Source organism: Actinomadura sp. NPDC048394 (assembly GCF_040651755.1).
GTDB lineage: Bacteria > Actinomycetota > Actinomycetes > Streptosporangiales > Streptosporangiaceae > Spirillospora > Spirillospora montaniterrae.
In genome coordinates, this window is record NZ_JBEZJL010000009.1 from 126765 (window position 1) to 142481 (window position 15717).

Annotated in this window: 15 protein-coding genes and 1 tRNA gene; 8 read left to right on the forward strand and 8 right to left on the reverse strand. The window is 72.6% G+C overall.

Annotated elements, in window-relative coordinates; genetic code table 11:
• Positions 1–221: 221 nt before the first annotated feature.
• The 3 genes from AB0C78_RS08380 to AB0C78_RS08390 are packed head-to-tail and all read right to left on the reverse strand — an operon-like array spanning position 222 to position 3023.
• Positions 222–1181 carry an ABC transporter permease gene (locus tag AB0C78_RS08380; RefSeq protein WP_360743633.1) on the reverse strand — a complete coding sequence of 320 codons (960 nt, stop codon included), beginning with the start codon at positions 1179–1181 and terminating at the stop codon, positions 222–224.
• Positions 1171–1977, reverse strand: coding sequence for an ABC transporter ATP-binding protein (locus AB0C78_RS08385; RefSeq protein WP_360743636.1), 807 nt, complete (start codon positions 1975–1977; stop codon positions 1171–1173). Before AB0C78_RS08385 ends, AB0C78_RS08380 begins: the two co-directional genes overlap by 11 nt.
• The gene (locus tag AB0C78_RS08390) at positions 1974–3023 is read right to left on the reverse strand and encodes an ABC transporter substrate-binding protein (protein ID WP_360743639.1); all 1050 of its coding nucleotides are present in this window, start codon (positions 3021–3023) and stop codon (positions 1974–1976) included. The genes AB0C78_RS08385 and AB0C78_RS08390 overlap by 4 nt, the downstream gene beginning before the upstream one ends.
• 199 nt (positions 3024–3222) lie before the next feature.
• On the opposite strand from AB0C78_RS08390, the gene eno reads away from it, so the two are divergent.
• From eno to AB0C78_RS08410, 4 genes are all read left to right on the forward strand, one after another.
• Positions 3223–4509 carry a phosphopyruvate hydratase gene (gene eno / locus AB0C78_RS08395; protein ID WP_151542169.1) on the forward strand — a complete coding sequence of 429 codons (1287 nt, stop codon included), beginning with the start codon at positions 3223–3225 and terminating at the stop codon, positions 4507–4509.
• Between the two features lie 7 nt (positions 4510–4516).
• Positions 4517–4954 carry a septum formation initiator family protein gene (locus tag AB0C78_RS08400; protein WP_151542170.1) on the forward strand — a complete coding sequence of 146 codons (438 nt, stop codon included), beginning with the start codon at positions 4517–4519 and terminating at the stop codon, positions 4952–4954.
• 256 nt (positions 4955–5210) lie between these two features.
• Positions 5211–5762, forward strand: a complete 552-nt coding sequence (locus AB0C78_RS08405; RefSeq protein ID WP_360743781.1) for a DUF501 domain-containing protein — start codon at positions 5211–5213, stop codon at positions 5760–5762.
• A complete protein-coding gene (locus AB0C78_RS08410) occupies positions 5759–6709 on the forward strand; it encodes a Ppx/GppA phosphatase family protein (RefSeq protein WP_151542172.1) in 951 nt (316 codons plus the stop codon). Before AB0C78_RS08405 ends, AB0C78_RS08410 begins: the two co-directional genes overlap by 4 nt.
• Positions 6710–6726: 17 nt before the next feature.
• Here AB0C78_RS08410 and AB0C78_RS08415 read toward each other — a convergent pair whose 3' ends face one another.
• A complete protein-coding gene (locus AB0C78_RS08415) occupies positions 6727–7473 on the reverse strand; it encodes a DUF2510 domain-containing protein (RefSeq protein ID WP_360743645.1) in 747 nt (248 codons plus the stop codon).
• A 106-nt stretch (positions 7474–7579) separates the two neighbouring features.
• Between AB0C78_RS08415 and AB0C78_RS08420 the strand changes: the two genes are divergently transcribed.
• Positions 7580–8401 carry a uracil-DNA glycosylase gene (locus AB0C78_RS08420; RefSeq protein WP_151542174.1) on the forward strand — a complete coding sequence of 274 codons (822 nt, stop codon included), beginning with the start codon at positions 7580–7582 and terminating at the stop codon, positions 8399–8401.
• A gap of 24 nt (positions 8402–8425) precedes the next feature.
• Here AB0C78_RS08420 and AB0C78_RS08425 read toward each other — a convergent pair whose 3' ends face one another.
• The gene (locus AB0C78_RS08425; protein ID WP_360743648.1) at positions 8426–9058 is read right to left on the reverse strand and encodes a DUF4232 domain-containing protein; all 633 of its coding nucleotides are present in this window, start codon (positions 9056–9058) and stop codon (positions 8426–8428) included.
• 270 nt (positions 9059–9328) lie between these two features.
• Here AB0C78_RS08425 and AB0C78_RS08430 point away from each other — a divergent pair, with 270 nt between their 5' ends.
• Positions 9329–10678: an NAD(P)/FAD-dependent oxidoreductase gene (locus AB0C78_RS08430; protein ID WP_360743651.1), complete on the forward strand. Its 1350-nt coding sequence runs from the start codon at positions 9329–9331 to the stop codon at positions 10676–10678.
• 187 nt (positions 10679–10865) lie between these two features.
• Positions 10866–10938, forward strand: a tRNA-Leu gene (locus tag AB0C78_RS08435).
• 188 nt (positions 10939–11126) lie between these two features.
• On the opposite strand, the gene AB0C78_RS08440 is transcribed toward AB0C78_RS08435, so the two are convergent.
• The 3 genes from AB0C78_RS08440 to AB0C78_RS08450 form a co-directional block, all read right to left on the reverse strand.
• Positions 11127–11354 carry a DUF4287 domain-containing protein gene (locus AB0C78_RS08440; RefSeq protein ID WP_151542177.1) on the reverse strand — a complete coding sequence of 76 codons (228 nt, stop codon included), beginning with the start codon at positions 11352–11354 and terminating at the stop codon, positions 11127–11129.
• 213 nt (positions 11355–11567) lie between these two features.
• Positions 11568–12788 (reverse strand): acetyl-CoA C-acetyltransferase, encoded by a 1221-nt coding sequence (locus tag AB0C78_RS08445; protein ID WP_360743654.1) that lies wholly within the window; start codon positions 12786–12788, stop codon positions 11568–11570.
• Positions 12789–12987: 199 nt separating this feature from the next.
• A complete protein-coding gene (locus tag AB0C78_RS08450; protein ID WP_360743657.1) occupies positions 12988–14007 on the reverse strand; it encodes an SGNH/GDSL hydrolase family protein in 1020 nt (339 codons plus the stop codon).
• A gap of 188 nt (positions 14008–14195) precedes the next feature.
• Here AB0C78_RS08450 and AB0C78_RS08455 point away from each other — a divergent pair, with 188 nt between their 5' ends.
• Positions 14196–15584 carry a cystathionine beta-synthase gene (locus AB0C78_RS08455; protein ID WP_360743660.1) on the forward strand — a complete coding sequence of 463 codons (1389 nt, stop codon included), beginning with the start codon at positions 14196–14198 and terminating at the stop codon, positions 15582–15584.
• The last annotated feature ends 133 nt before the right edge of the window (positions 15585–15717 follow it).

Here is a 15717-nt window from a genome sequence, read left to right on the forward strand (position 1 = left end):
AGCCGGACACCGATGGCGACCTCCCGGGTATGTTGCCGATACCCGGTGTTTCTTGCCTGAGCAGGGCAAACGCGACCGTGGGCGGCGGGTAAAAGATCGGTCGGCCCAGAAGGCGCCCCCGGCGGTCAGTGTCTCGGTGGGGGGACGACCCCCCACACCCCCCGGCAACGGCAGACTGACCGCCGCCTTCCGCTCCGCTAGCGCTCCGCTCCAGGCGGCGGTCAGTCCTCGAGCCCCCAGCGGCCGCGGACGGCCCGGTCCAGCACCCCGAACAGCTGGTCGATCACGATCCCGATCACCAGGATGACGATCATGTAGGAGATCATGTCGGCGGTGTTGTTCAGCTCGCGGGCCTGCGACAGCAGCACGCCCAGCGAGGTGGTGCTGCCGATGATCACCAGCAGCTCGCCGGCCATCAGGCTGCGCCAGGCGAACGCCCAGCCCTGCTTGAGCCCCGCGATGAACGACGGCAGCGACGCGGGCAGCACCAGGTGCCGGTACAGGTTGAACCCGCGCAGCCCCATCACCTTCCCGGCGCGCAGCAGGATCGGCGGGGTGTAGTCGACGCCGGCGATCAGCCCGTTGGCGATGGACGGCGCCGCGCCGAGCACCACCACGAACAGGATCGCGCTCTCGCTCAGCTTGAACAGCAGGATGGCGAGCGGGAACCAGGCGATCGACGGCATCGTCTGCAGCCCGGTGATCAGCGATCCGAACGCGCGGCGCAGCACCCGGAACTGCGACACCAGGGCGCCGACCACGACGCCGACCGCGATCGACAGCGCGAACCCGACGATCGCGCGCTGCATCGTCAGCGCGACGGCCTTCCAGAACCGCGACGAGGTGATCTGGTCCCACAGCACCGGGAAGGTGTCGCGGGGGCCGGGCAGCACCCACGGTTCCTTCCAGCCGCTCCAGACGACCGCCTGCCAGGCCAGCAGCGCGATCACGACGGCGGCGGCCATCGGCCAGACGGCGGACCAGGTCCGCTGCAGCAGCCGCCGGCCGGTGCCGCCGCCGAGCTCCAGCGCGTCGAGGCCCGCGAGCTCGCGGTTCAGCCGGTCGGCCGCCGGGGCGTCGCCGTTCGCGGTGAGGTCGGGCGGGGTGTCGACCGGCGGGGTGTCGGCCGGCGGCGTGTCGGTGAGCGGGGTGTCGTTCCTGCTGGTCGTGTCATGCGCCATGGCGTCCGACCTCCTCGCGCAGCCGGTCGGTGATGGTCGCGGCGAGCGAGGCGACCTCGGGGGAGTCGACGCGGCGCGGCCGGTCCATCGGGACGGGGAACTCCTCGACGACCCGGCCCGGGCGGCTGCTGAGCAGCACCACCCGGTCGCCGAGCCGCACGGCCTCGCGGACGTTGTGCGTGACGAACAGCACCGACAGGGCGCGCTGCCGCCAGATCCGCTCGATCTCGTCGTGCAGCAGGTCGCGGGTCATCGCGTCGAGCGCGCCGAACGGCTCGTCCATCAGCAGGACGGTGCCCCGGCCGTCGCCGTCGCCGTCGTCCTCGGTCAGGGCGAGGGCGCGGGCGAGCGCGACGCGCTGCCGCATGCCGCCGGACAGCTGGTGCGGGCGCTTCCTCGCGAACCCGCCGAGGTGCACCGAGTCGAGCAGCTCGGCGGCGCGGGGCCGCCGGTCCGGGCGGGGGACGCCGCGCATCTTCAGCGCCAGCTCGATGTTCGCGGTGACGGTCAGCCACGGGAACAGCGCGGGCTCCTGGAACATCAGCGCGACCCGCGCGTCCTCGGTGTCGATCGTCCCGGCGCTCACCTTGTCGAGCCCGGCGACGAGGTTCAGCAGCGTGCTCTTGCCGCATCCGGACGCGCCGAGCAGGCAGACGAACTCGCCGGGCGCGACGTCCAGCGACACCTGGTCGAGCGCGAGCAGCCGGGTCTTCGCGGACCCGAACGCCTTGGAGACGCCACGAAGCCGGACCGCGGCGGCGGTCCGGCTCGGGGCGGCCGTGACGGCCTCTGTCATTTGTCGCTGACCTGTGCCTTCCCGCTCGCCTTGAGCACGTCGTTGAGGGGACCGAGGCTGTAGATCCCGTTCAGGTCGGTCTTCTGCAGCAGCCCGATCTGCTCGGCGTGCTGGGCGCCCGCGGTCAGCGAGGACGCGACCGGGTCGACGGTGAAGGTGATCGACTTGAACGCGGAGTCCAGGACGTCCGGCTTGAGCGGCTTGCCGCTCAGCTTGGTGAGGGCCTCGTTGGTGACCTTCTCGGCGTCGGCCTTGTTCTGGTTGATGTAGTCGGTGGCCTCGACGACGCCCTGCAGGAGCTTCTTCACCTCGTCCGGGTGCTTCTTCTCGAACTTCTGGCTGACCAGCAGGTTGGTGATGACGAACCTGCCGCCGGGCCACAGCGACGACTCGTCCAGCAGCTTGACGCCCTTGTCCTCGAGGACCAGGCGGGAGGCGTAGGGCTCGGGGACCCAGGCACCGTCGATGGTGCCCTGCTGGAAGGTCTGCAGGGTCTGCGCGTTCTCCTGCGGGACGATCTTGACGTCGCCGCTGCCGTCCTTGTTCGCGGTGAGGCCCTGCTGCTTGAGCCAGTAGCGGACGGCGACGTCCTGGGTGTTGCCGAGCTGCGGGGTGGCGATCTTCTTGCCCTTGAGGTCCTGGGCGTTCTTGATCCCCGGCTTGACGATCAGCGCGACGCCGCCGGACGCCGCGCCGGAGATGATGTGCACCGCCTTGCCGTGGGACTGCGCCCAGGCGTTGATGGACGGGTTCGGGCCGACGAAGGTCGCGTCGATCGCGCCGGAGAACAGCGCCTCGACGGCGGCGGGCCCGGCGTTGAAGGTGGCGGTCTTCGGCGCCTTGCCGAGGTGCTTGGCGAAGATGCCCTTCTCGACGCCGACGAGCGCGGTGGCGTGCGTGATGTTCGGGAAGTACCCGAGCCTGAGCTGGGTGTCCGCACCGGACTTCCCATCGCCGCCGTCGTCGCCACAGGCGCTGAGCGTCCCCGCGCCGGCCAGGACGATCAGTGCCGCGGCGGCCGCGCGCCATCGGAGTCTGCGATGCATTGTCAGTAATCCCTACTTACCAAGTGTGTTTGACGTGCTTAGTAGATAAGGTGGGCAATGATTTCGTCAAGTCGCTTGCGCGGCACGGTCGTGTAACGGCCGCGGCCGCCGAACGGCGAGCCAGTTGGGCGGTGGAGGGGGCGCGCGGGATAGGCTCGGTGACCGCACCGATCTGTCCCGTACCACCAGGGGGTTGCCCGTGTCGTCCATCGAGGCCGTACTCGCCCGGGAGATCCTTGACTCCCGCGGCAATCCGACCGTCGAGGTCGAGGTACTGCTCGCCGACGGGACCGAGGCCCGCGCCGCCGTCCCGAGCGGCGCCTCCACCGGGCAGTTCGAGGCCGTCGAGCTGCGCGACAAGGACGAGCGGTACGGCGGCAAGGGCGTCCGCAAGGCCGTCAAGGCCGTCAACGAGACCATCGACGAGAAGCTCGTCGGCTACCCCGCCTCCGACCAGCGGCTGATCGACCAGCTGCTGATCGACCTGGACGGCACGCCGGCCAAGTCCGAGCTCGGCGCCAACGCGATCCTCGGCGTCAGCCTCGCCGTCGCCAAGGCCGCCGCCGACTCCGCCGGGCTGCCGCTGTTCCGCTACGTCGGCGGCCCGAACGCGCACCTGCTGCCCGTCCCGATGATGAACATCCTGAACGGCGGCGCGCACGCCGACAGCAACGTCGACGTCCAGGAGTTCATGATCGCGCCGATCGGCGCGGCGACGTTCGCCGAGGCGCTGCGCTGGGGCGCCGAGACCTACCACGCGCTGAAGTCGGTGCTGAAGTCGCGCGGCCTGAACACCGGGCTCGGCGACGAGGGCGGGTTCGCGCCCGACCTGCCGAGCAACCGCGACGCGCTCGACCTGATCGTCGAGGCGATCGGCAAGGCCGGCTTCACCCCCGGCCGCGACATCGCGCTCGCCCTCGACGTCGCCGCCAGCGAGTTCCACGCCGACGGCCAGTACGCCTTCGAGGGCACCAAGCGCTCGTCCGACGACATGGCCGCCTACTACGGCGAGCTGCTCGGCAACTACCCGCTCGTCTCCATCGAGGACCCCCTCGACGAGGAGGACTGGACGGGCTGGGAGGGCCTCACCGCCGCCGTCGGCGACCGCGTCCAGATCGTCGGCGACGACCTGTTCGTCACCAACCCCGAGCGCCTCGGCCGCGGCATCAAGGCCGGCGCCGCGAACGCGCTGCTGGTCAAGGTCAACCAGATCGGCACGCTCAGCGAGACCCTCGACGCGGTGTCGCTCGCGCAGACCAGCGGCTACCGCTGCATGATGAGCCACCGGTCCGGCGAGACCGAGGACACCACGATCGCCGACCTCGCCGTCGCGACCAACTGCGGCCAGATCAAGACCGGCGCCCCGGCCCGCAGCGACCGCGTCGCCAAGTACAACCAGCTGCTGCGCATCGAGGAGCTGCTGGACGACGCGGCCCGCTACGCCGGCGCCGCCGCGTTCCCGCGCTTCGACGCGCAGGGCGCCTGACGGGCCGATGTCCCGGGACGAGCGGGACGACCCCCGGGGGGACGGCTCCCCGGGGGCCGGCGCGCGCCGCACCAGCCCGGCGCTGACCAGCCGGGCCGCGATCCTCGCGGTGGTGATGTGCGCGATCGCGCTGAGCCTCGCCTACCCTGTGCGCGAGTACATCGCGCAGCGCAAGGAGATCTCCGATCTCCAGCGCAAGCAGGCCGCCTCCCGCAAAAAGGTGGACGAACTCGCCCAACGCAAGCGTCAGCTGGGCGACAAGTCGTACATTGAGCGTGAGGCGACGCGAAGGCTCCACTACTGCCGTCCGGACGTGACGTGCTACATCGTCCTGGACGGCGGCGGGGACGACGGGCGCAAGGCCCGCAGCGACGGACCGGCGAGCCGGCCGCCGTGGTATGAGACGTTGTGGCGGTCGGTGGAGACCGCCGACAGGCCGCGCTGATCCCGTTCCGCGGCGGGGCGGGACGGGCGGCCGCGACCGGCGGGTGGGGCCGGGCGCGGGCGGGCCGGCGGCGCGGCAGGCCGACACGGATCGCGGGATCCGCGGGTGGGGACGGATGATCGACGAACGTTGCACAGGGGCATCCGGGGGAGCGCTCCCCGGCGCCGGGACGGCCGCGACGGGCCGGACGGCGGGGGCGGCGGCCCCGGCGCGCGAGCCGCGGTCCGAACCGGCGTCCGAGCGGGACGTCGCGGCGGTGGCGGCGCAGCTCGGGCGGGAGCCGCGCGGCATCCGCGGGGTCGCCTACCGCTGCCCGTGCGGGCTCCCGGCGGTGCTGGAGACGGCGCCGCGGCTGCCCGACGGCACGCCGTTCCCGACGCTGTTCTACCTGACCTGCCCGAAGGCGGCGTCCGCGATCGGCACGCTGGAGGGGAGCGGCGCCATGCGGGAGATGCAGGCGCGGCTCGCCGACGACCCTTCGCTGAAGGCCGCGTACGCCGCCGCCCACGAGGACTACCTGCGGCGCCGTGACGAGGCGGCCCGCGAGGACGGCATCGAGCCGCTGCCGGAGGGCATGCAGAGCGCGGGCGGGATGCCCGAGCGGGTGAAGTGCCTGCACGCCCTCGTCGCGCACGAGCTGGCGGTGCCCGGCGGCAACCCGTTCGGCCGCGAGGCGCTGGCGGTGCTGCCCGAGTGGTGGCGCTCCGGCCCGTGCGTCTGCGCCGCCCCCGCGAACGACCCCGACGACCCCGCCGGCCACGACGACCCCGCAGCCCAGAAGGACACCGACGCCGAGGAGGCCAAGTGACGCGCGTCGCCGCCATCGACTGCGGGACCAACTCGGTCCGCCTGCTGATCGCCGACATCGCCGCCGGCCCGGACGGCGGCACGCTCACCGACGTCGAGCGCCGGATGGAGATCGTCCGGCTCGGCGAGGGAGTCGACGAGACCGGCCGGCTGTCGCCCGCCGCGCTGGAGCGGACGTTCACCGCGATGCGCGGGTACGCCGAGCTGATCGAGCGGCACGGGTCCGAGACGGGCGAGGGCCCGATCAAGACGCGGGTCGTCGCGACGAGCGCCACCCGCGACGCCGAGAACCGGGCCGACTTCGTCAGCGGCGTCGTCGACATCTTCGGCGTCGTCCCCGAGGTGATCAGCGGGGACGAGGAGGCGGAGCTGTCGTTCACCGGCGCCACCCGGGAGCTGGCGGCGCTGCGTCCGGCCCGCCCCTACCTGGTCGTCGACATCGGCGGCGGCTCCACCGAGTTCGTGCTGGGCAGCTCGTCGGTGACGGCGGCCCGGTCGGTCGACATCGGCTGCGTCCGGATGACCGAGCGGCACCTGCGCGACGGCGACCCGCCGTCCCCGGAGCAGATCTCCAACACGGTCGCCGACATCGACGCCGCGCTCGCCGAGGTGCGCCGGACGGTCCCGGTCGACGAGGCGCGCACGCTGGTCGGGCTCGCCGGGTCCGTCACGACGGTCTCCGGCATCGCGATGGACCTGCCGGAGTACGACTCGACCCGGATCCACCTGTCCCGCGTGACCGCCGCGCAGGTGCACGAGGTGACGCGGCGGCTGCTGCACGCGACGCGGGCGGAGCGCGCGGAGATCGGCGTCATGCACCCGGGCCGGGTGGACGTGATCGGCGCGGGCGCGCTGATCCTGGACCGGATCATGCGCGAGTACGGGTTCGGCGCGGTCGTGGTCAGCGAGCGCGACATCCTCGACGGGATCGCCTGGTCGCTGGTCTGACCCCGCCTGTGCCCCGATCAGCCCTTGAGGGCCGACAGCAGCGCGGGGATCAGCACCGCGTTCGGGTTCTGCTGCGGGACGTACAGGACCGGCGACGGGCTGCTGGCCTGCCGGATCCAGACCCGGCCGCCGTCGACGACGGCGCCGGAGATCGACGTCCAGCTCAGCGACACCCGGTTGCCGCGCACGCCGCCCGGGTGGACGGTGAGGCCCTGCGCGACGTCCACCGACTCGCCGGCGCGGACGCGCCCGGCCAGCTCGGCGACCAGCCGCGGTTCCGCGCACGCCTGGCACAGCTGGATCAGCCGCCCCCAGACCGTCTCCGGCTCGACGGTCCCGCCCGCCTCGATGACGACCTCGACGCGCGGCCCGCCGTGGAACGGGTAGCGGCCGGCCTGGAAGATCCACCGGGTGCCGGGGGCCTGGCCGGATCCGGCCGGGATCTGCGCGGCCCAGTAGGCGACCCATTCGACGTGCGGCCACGCCAGCGCCGACTGCCCGTACGCGACGCCCTGCTCGTCGGCGTGCAACCGCAGCCCGTGGACGGTGGCGGCGACGCCCTGGACGGCGGCGGGCCCGCCCCACGAGGGCTGCCCCCCGTAGCCGGCGTACTGCTCGGGCTGCTGCCGGTACCCCTGCTCCGACGTGCGGGGACGCGGCGGGCGGTCGGGTTCGGGGTTGAGGCGGTCGGTCCAGGTCCGGCCGTCCCACCAGCGCAGGCTGCCGGTTCCGTAGGGGTCGGGATACCAGCCCGGTTGCGACAAGGCATGCCTCCGCTCGGCAATGGCGCACGCCGGACGCCCCGCGTCCCCGACCGGCGGAACCGCATCGTACCGAGGGCCGTCGCCGGGGCGTGCGAGGATCGAGGGCATGACCGATGCGCGCGCGCCCTATGTGCCACCTGGGACGGGATGGCCGGACGACCCCGCCGCCCCGGACACGCCCGTCGCGCACGGCGCCGGCGAGGTGATCGAGCTCGCCGCCGGGGCGCCGGACCTCGCGGAGCTGTGCGCGCGGCAGTCGGTGTGCCGGGCCTGCGACCGGCTGGTGGAGTGGCGGGAGAAGGTCGCGGTGGAGCGGCGCCGCGCGTTCGCGAACGAGGAGTACTGGGGGCGGCCGATCCCCGGCTGGGGCGACCCGGAGCCCCGCATCCTGATCGTGGGGCTGGCGCCGGCGGCGCACGGCGGCAACCGCACCGGACGGATCTTCACCGGCGACCGGTCGGGCGACTGGCTGTTCGCGTCGCTGCACCGGGTGGGGCTCGCGTCGCAGGCCACGAGCGTGCACGCGGCCGACGGGCAGCGGCTGATCGGCGCGCGGATGGCCGCGACCGTGCGGTGCGCGCCGCCCGACAACAAGCCGACGCCGCTGGAGCGCACGACGTGCCTGCCGTGGCTGGCGCGCGAGGTCGAGGACGTCGCGGGGAGCGTCCGGTGCATCGTGTGCCTCGGCGGGTTCGCGTGGCAGGGCGTGTGGCCGGCGCTGAAGCAGGCCGGATACGAGGTGCCGCGGCCGCGCCCGAAGTTCGGGCACGCCGCGGAGGTGGAGCTGGCGCCGCCGCCCTCGGCGGCCCGCCGGGATCCGGTGCTGCTGCTGGGGTGCTACCACCCGAGCCAGCAGAACACCTTCACCGGACGGGTCACCGAGGACATGCTCGACGCCGTCTTCGCCCGCGCCCGCGACTACGCCTAGCGCGCCGCGTCCGCGCGGCCCGCCTCACATCTTGCCGAGCTTGATCGGCGTGAGCCGGATCTGGCCCTGCTGGCAGACCGGCCCGCCGATCCAGCTGACGCTGAGGTACGTCGTCTGGTTGGGCGGGATGACGTGCAGCGCCCTGGCGGTGGGCTGGCACTGGGCGCCCTGGTCGTCGCCGTCGCCCGGGACGACGCCCCAGTGCAGCTGCTCGTAGGCGGACGCGCCGGCCGGGATCGTGATCGTGCGGGCGGTGCCCTCGCGGACGACCTTCGTCGGGAGCGCGCCGGTGGCGTTGGCGAGGCCGAGCCCGGACCAGCCGCCGGTCGTGCAGGCCGTTCCGGAGTTGTTCGTCAGCTGGAGCGTTCCGTACCGCTGCCCGGCGCCGGGGTCCCCGTTGGAGTACGCGGACGCGTGCAGGTCGGAGGTGGTGCAGTGGCGCGTCCCGGAGGCCCCGTTCGGCCGCTTCCCGGTGCCGGTCCCGGTGCCGGTTCCGGACGTGGTGGAAGTACCGCTTCCCCCGTGGGGTGCGCTAGTCTGTGAAGATCCGCCGTCCTGGGTGGAGGAGCTGGGGCTGGCGCTGAAACTGGCGTCGCATCCGGTGAGGGCTGCGGCCAGTGCGGCGGCGGCCAGAGTTCCCCAGATGATTCGTTGCATGCTCGCGCATCCCCTTCGTGGTGGGGGTCGTCGACGGTGGGGCAGGGCCTTGGCCAAGCGGGCCCTGATGGGCGATGGCCGGCCCCTGTTTCCGGTCATCGCGCGAGGTCGCTTGGCGCCCCCGTCCGGCCCTGTCCCGGTCCGTCCTCTCTCTGGTGGGTACGTACGGTGAGATGCCGGGCCGTCCGGGGAAGTTCGCGCCTTCTGGCGATCTTTCCGGTGTGACGGGCTTGGCGTGATCCGCTGGCGTATGCGGGTATCGGTCCCGTTATGCCTTCCGAGCGCAAGCACATCGTGATCGTCGGCGGCGGCTACGTCGGCATGTACACGGCCCTGCGGCTGCAGAAGCGGCTGCGCGGCGAGTTGCGGCGCGGCGAGATCGCCGTCACCGTCATCGACCCCCAGTCCTACATGACCTACCAGCCGTTCCTGCCGGAGGCGGCGGCCGGGAACCTGGAACCGCGGCACGTCGTCGCGCCGCTGCGCCGCGTCCTGCCGCGCTGCCGGATCGTCAACGGGTACGTCACGAAGATCGACCATGCCTCGCGCAGCCTCACCGTCCGCCCCGCCGGCGCGCGGACCGCCGGGGTGCCGGAGCGGACGATCGGCTACGACCGGCTCGTGGTGGCGCTCGGCTCGATCTCCCGCACGCTGCCCATCCCGGGCCTCGCCGAGTGCGGGATCGGCTTCAAGACCGTCGAGGAGGCCATCTTCCTGCGCAACCACGTGCTGCACCAGCTCGACATCGCCGCCTCCAACCCCGACGACGAGGAGGTCCGCCGGCGGGCCCTGACGTTCGTGTTCGTCGGCGCCGGGTTCGCGGGCATCGAGGCCCTCGCCGAGCTGGAGGACCTGGCGCGCGACGCGTGCAAGTTCTACCCGGACCTCGACCCGTCCGACATGCGCTGGATGATGGTCGAGGCGACCGACCGGATCCTGCCGGAGGTCGGCCCCGAGATGGGGACGTGGACGACAGAGGCGCTGCGCCGCCGCGGCATCGAGGTGAAGCTGAAGACGCTGCTGAAGTCGGCGGAGAAGCGGCACATCGTGCTGAGCGACGGCGAGGAGTTCGACGCCGGCACCCTCGTCTGGACGGCCGGCGTGAAGCCGCACCCCGTCGTCAAGGCCAGCGACCTGCCGCTGGACGACAAGAGCCGGATCAGGACGACCGACGAGCTGACCGTCGAGGGCCTCGACGGCGTCTACGCGGCCGGCGACAACGCGGCCGTCCCGGACCGGTCCGGCTTCGCCGAGTTCACCGCGCCGAACGCGCAGCACGCGGTGCGGCAGGCGAAGCGGCTCGGCGACAACATCGTGGCGGACCTGCGCGGCAAGCCCCGCAAGCCCTACGAGCACAAGTACGTCGGGTCCGTCGCGAGCCTCGGCCTGCACAAGGGCGTCGCGAACGTCTACGGGGTCAAGCTGCGCGGGCTGCCCGCGTGGGTCATGCACCGCACGTACCACCTGTCGCGGATGCCGACCGTCAACCGGAAGTTCCGCATCACCGCGGACTGGACGCTCGCGCTGTTCTTCCGGCGCGAGATCGTCTCGCTCGGCGAGCTGGAGTGGCCCCGGCAGGAGTTCGAGCTCGCGGCGGGCCGCACCACCGAGGACGCCTGAGGAGCGACGCCTGAGGAGCCGCGGCGGGACGCTCCACGCGCCGCGGCGGGACGCTCCAGGCGCCGCGGCGCGCCCGGGGAGGCCGGGGCCGCCGGGGCTCCCGCCGCAGGTCGCGCCGCCCGGCGGCACGCGCCCGGGTGCGCTCTCCTCGCCGTGTCGCGGGTCACCGTGCCGGTATGATGACGCCGCCCCTGTAGCCCAATGGCAGAGGCGGGCTCCCTAAAAGAGCCATTGTGTCGGTTCGAGTCCGACCAGGGGCACCCGTGCGCACCGATCAGCCCCTCGCCGCGGCCGGCGAGGGGCTGATCGCGCGTGGGATCTCTGCGCCAGTGTCGTGGCGGCTGCTCGGGCGCAGCGGCACGACGGCGGGGGCATCCGTTGGCGGGATCCCACCAGGTCCGTATGAAGTTCGACCGTATGCGATTGTCCGGCGGCTCGCGCAGCGCCGTCAGTAGTGGCGCTCGCGGCGCGCCCGCTCGTGCTCGCGGACGAGAGCCGCGGCGTAGCCGTGCGAGAGGTTGTGCTCGTCGGCCAGCCAGCTGCTCCGTTCCTCGCAGCGGGTGAACGAGGGACCGTTCTCGATCGTGGAGAACCACTCGGGGAGGTCACGTCCTGTGACCAACGGGATGCGGGCGATCAGCTTGCTGTGCGTCTCCGGCGAGTGGTTCAGTGACAATTGGCACCTCCAGGTCGCGGGGCTCTTCCTGGCACTCTGCAACACCGGCCCGTATGTGACAACCCCCTAACGGGGACCTATCTATTACGTTACGTAGATCATTCGTAACGGGGATGTCCTCCGGAAAACGCAGGTGGCCCGCACCGGCGCCGGAGCGCTCGGTACGGGCCACCGATACGGGCCGCAGAGGCGGGCCACCGCAGGGGCCGCTCGTCAGGAGAGCCGCTCCAGGACCATCGCCATACCCTGGCCGCCGCCCACGCACATGGTCTCCAGCCCGAACTGCTTGTCGTGGAACTTCAGGCCGTTCACCAGCGTGGAGGTGATCCGGGCGCCGGTCATGCCGAACGGGTGGCCGACCGCGATCGCGCCGCCGTTGACGTTCAGCTTGTCGAGGTCGATGCCGAGGTCCTCGGCGGACGGCAGCACCTGCGCGGCGAACGCCTCGTTGATCTCCACGAGGTCGATGTCGCCGATGGTCATGCCGGCCTTGGCGAGGGCCTTGCGGGACGCCTCCACCGGGCCGAGGCCCATGATCTCGGGGGACAGGCCGGTGACGCCGGTCGACACGATCCGGGCCAGCGGCGTGAGGCCGAGCTCGGCGGCCTTGGTGTCGCTCATGATGACGACCGCGGCGGCGCCGTCGTTCAGCGGGCAGCAGTTGCCCGCGGTGACCGTCCCGTCCGGGCGGAACACCGGCTGCAGCTGCGACACCTTCTCGTAGGTGGTGCCGGGCCGGGGGCCGTCGTCCTTGGACACGACGGTGCCGTCGGGCAGGGTGACCGGGGTGATGTCCTTCTCCCAGAACCCGTTGGCGAGGGCCTTCTCCGCCAGGTTCTGCGAGCGGACGCCGAACTCGTCCTGCGCCTGCCGGCTGACGCCGCGCATCCCGGCGACGTTCTCGGCGGTCTGCCCCATCGCGATGTAGATGTCGGGGACCTGGTCGTCCTGGCGCGGGTCGTGCCACACGCCGGCGCCGCCCTCGGCGGTCTTGGCGGTGCGGGCCTGGGCGTCGGCGAACACCGGGTTCTGGGTGTCGGGCAGCCCGTCGCTGCTGCCCTTGGCGAACCGGCTGACGGTCTCCACGCCGGCCGAGATGATCACGTCCGCCTCGCCGGCCTTGATCGCGTGCAGCGCCATCCGGGTGGTCTGCAGCGAGGACGAGCAGTAGCGGGTGATGGTCGCGCCCGGCACGTTGTCCCAGCCGAGCAGGACCGACACGACGCGGGCCATGTTGTAGCCCTGCTCGCCGCCGGGCAGCCCGCAGCCGAGCAGCAGGTCGTCGATCTGCGAGGGGTCCAGCTGGGGGACCTTCGCCATCGCGGCGGTGATCATCTGGGCGGTGAGGTCGTCGGGCCGGATGTCCTTCAGCGACCCCTTGAAGGCGCGTCCGATGGGCGAGCGCGCGGTGGCGACGATGACTGCCTCGGGCATGTGCGGGTCTCCTGTCTCAGCGGCCGTCTCCGGACCCCGGCGCGACCGTCGCGTGCGGACGGTGTTACTCGCCGGTCACGAGCAATCTAGCTCCCGCGCCGCACCCGCGCGCAACCCGGCCCCTCCGGCTGTGTTGACGGTGAGTCCAATAAGTATCCGCTTACTCACCTGGGCGAAGAGTCCCGGCCGCCCGGCCGCGTCAGGCGATGTCCGGAGCGACGGCCGGGGACGGCGGCGTGGGGTCGGCGGACGGCGCGGAGCGGCGGCGCAGCAGCCGCGCCCACCGGCCCCGGGGACCCCGGTCGCGGCCCGCGACGGACGCGCCCGACACCTCCGTGCCGGACACCTCCGCGGCCTCCGCCGCCGCCAGGTACACCGGCAGCACGCCCTCGCCGAGCCGCGGATCGGGCAGCGCGTCCAGGTCCGGCTCCAGGCCGAGCGCGTGCGCCATCGACGGCAGCACCGCCGCCGCGGCGGCGGCGTAGCCCCGCGCGGACGGGTGGTAGCGGTCCTCGCTGAACATCGAGATCGGGTCCGCGGCGAACTCGTGCCCGAGCAGGTCGCCCAGCGACACCGACCGCGCGCCGTGCTCCACCACCGCGATCGTCTGCGCCGCGGCCAGCTGCCGGCTCGCCCGCCGCGCGATCCACTTCAGCGGCTGCATCAGCGGCTTGATCGTGCCGAGGTCCGGGCACGTCCCGACGACCACCTGGCAGCCCGCGGCGCGCAGCCGCACCACCGCGTCCGACAAGTACCGCACGGACGTGCCGGGCGGCACCCGGCCCGTCACGTCGTTCGAGCCGATCATGATGACGGCGAGGTCCGGGCGGACCTCCAGCGCCCGGTCGGTCTGGCCCGCCAGCTCGGCCGACCGCGCGCCCGAGCGCGACACGTTCGTCATCCGGACGGGCCGCCCCGCGATCGCCGCGAGCCCGGAGGCCAGCATCGCCCCCGGCGTCTCGGCCGCGGTGTGCACGCCGAGCCCCGCCCCGGTCGAGTCGCCCAGCATCACCAGGGACAGCGGCGGGCCGGCGAACTCCCCGCCGTAGAGGCCGTCCGCCACCGGCGGATCCCCGTTCGGCGTCGCCTGGATGATCTTGCGGGCGAGCTTGGCCTCCGCCACCAGCAGCCCGAACGTGATGCCGCCGAGGGCCGTGATGCCCCCGCCTCCGTAGGCCGCGGCCGCCGCGATCCGGCGCGCCGTGAACGCTCTCAGCATGTTCCGTTGACCCTCCGTGATCGAGTTGTACCCCCGCGGGGGCCGTTCGATGCCCGCGGCCCCCGATCTCGGCTACCGTCGGTGCTGGGGCATCCCCCGACGCCGCGCCGGTCACCCTGCGTCACACGCCGCTGGAACGGGCGCGCGACCCGTTGAATTCCGACTCACTGAACGACAAGGACGTCGCGGTGCACGTACACGACTCGCTCGTCGAGCTGATGGGCAACACCCCTCTCGTTCGGCTGCGCAAGGTGACCGGCGGCCCGTCGAAGGACGGCGGCCCGCAGGTGCTGGCCAAGGTGGAGTACTTCAACCCCGGCGGCTCGGTGAAGGACCGCATCGCGGTCCGGATGATCGACGCCGCGGAGGAGTCCGGCGCGCTGAAGCCGGGCGGGACGATCGTCGAGCCGACGTCCGGCAACACCGGCGTCGGGCTGGCGATCGTCGCGCAGGAGCGCGGCTACAAGTGCGTCTTCGTCTGCCCGGACAAGGTCGCCAAGGACAAGGTGGACGTGCTGCGCGCGTACGGCGCGGAGGTCGTCGTCTGCCCGACGGCCGTCTCGCCGGAGCACCCCGACTCCTACTACTCGGTCTCCGACCGGCTCGCCGCCGAGATCCCCGGCGCGTGGAAGCCGAACCAGTACACCAACCCGCAGAACCCGGTGTCGCACTACGAGACGACCGGCCCGGAGCTGTGGGAGCAGACCGAGGGCCGGATCACCCACTTCGTCGCGGGCATCGGCACCGGCGGCACCATCAGCGGCACCGGCAAGTACCTCAAGGAGGTGTCCGGCGGCCGCGTGAAGATCATCGGCGCCGACCCGGAGGGCTCGGTGTACTCGGGCGGCTCGGGCCGCCCCTACCTGACCGAGGGCGTCGGCGAGGACATCTGGCCGGAGACCTACGACCGCGACATCTGCGACGACGTCATCGCGGTCTCCGACAAGGACTCCTTCCTGATGACCCGCCGCCTCGCCCGCGAGGAGGCCCTGCTCGTCGGCGGCTCCTGCGGGATGGCGGTCGTCGCCGCCCTTCGCGTCGCCGCCGAGGCCGGCCCGGACGCGGTCATCGTCGTCCTGCTGCCCGACGGCGGCCGCGGCTACCTCAGCAAGATCTTCAACGACAGCTGGATGGAGGACTACGGCTTCCTGCCGTCCTCCACCGAAGAGGCCCGCGTGGACGAGGTGCTGACCCGCAAGGGCGGGGCGCTGCCGGAGTTCGTGCACGTCCACCCGCACGAGAGCGTGCAGACCGCCATCTCGATCATGCGCGAGTACGAGGTGTCGCAGCTGCCGGTGATGAAGGAGGAGCCGCCGGTGATGGCGGCCGAGGTGATCGGCTCGGTCGTGGAGAGCGAGCTGCTGGACGTCCTGGTGAAGGAGCGCTCCGGCCTGCTGGACGCGGTCGAGGCGCACATGTCGCCGCCGCTGCCGACGATCGGCTCCGGCGAGCCGGTGAGCAAGGCCGTCGGCGTCCTGGAGAAGTCGGGCGCGGCCGTCGTCCTCGTGGACGGCAAGCCGAAGGGCCTCATCACCCGCCAGGACCTCCTCGCCTACCTGGCCGACGCCAGCAACTGATCCACGTCCCCGCACCACCGGAGCCCGGGGACGGCCGAACCGCCGGCCGTCCCCGGGCTCCGCCGCATCCATGAGATATGCGTCACATCGGACGTCGTCGATGTCACGGGACACCGGGTCGATCGGCTCTCAG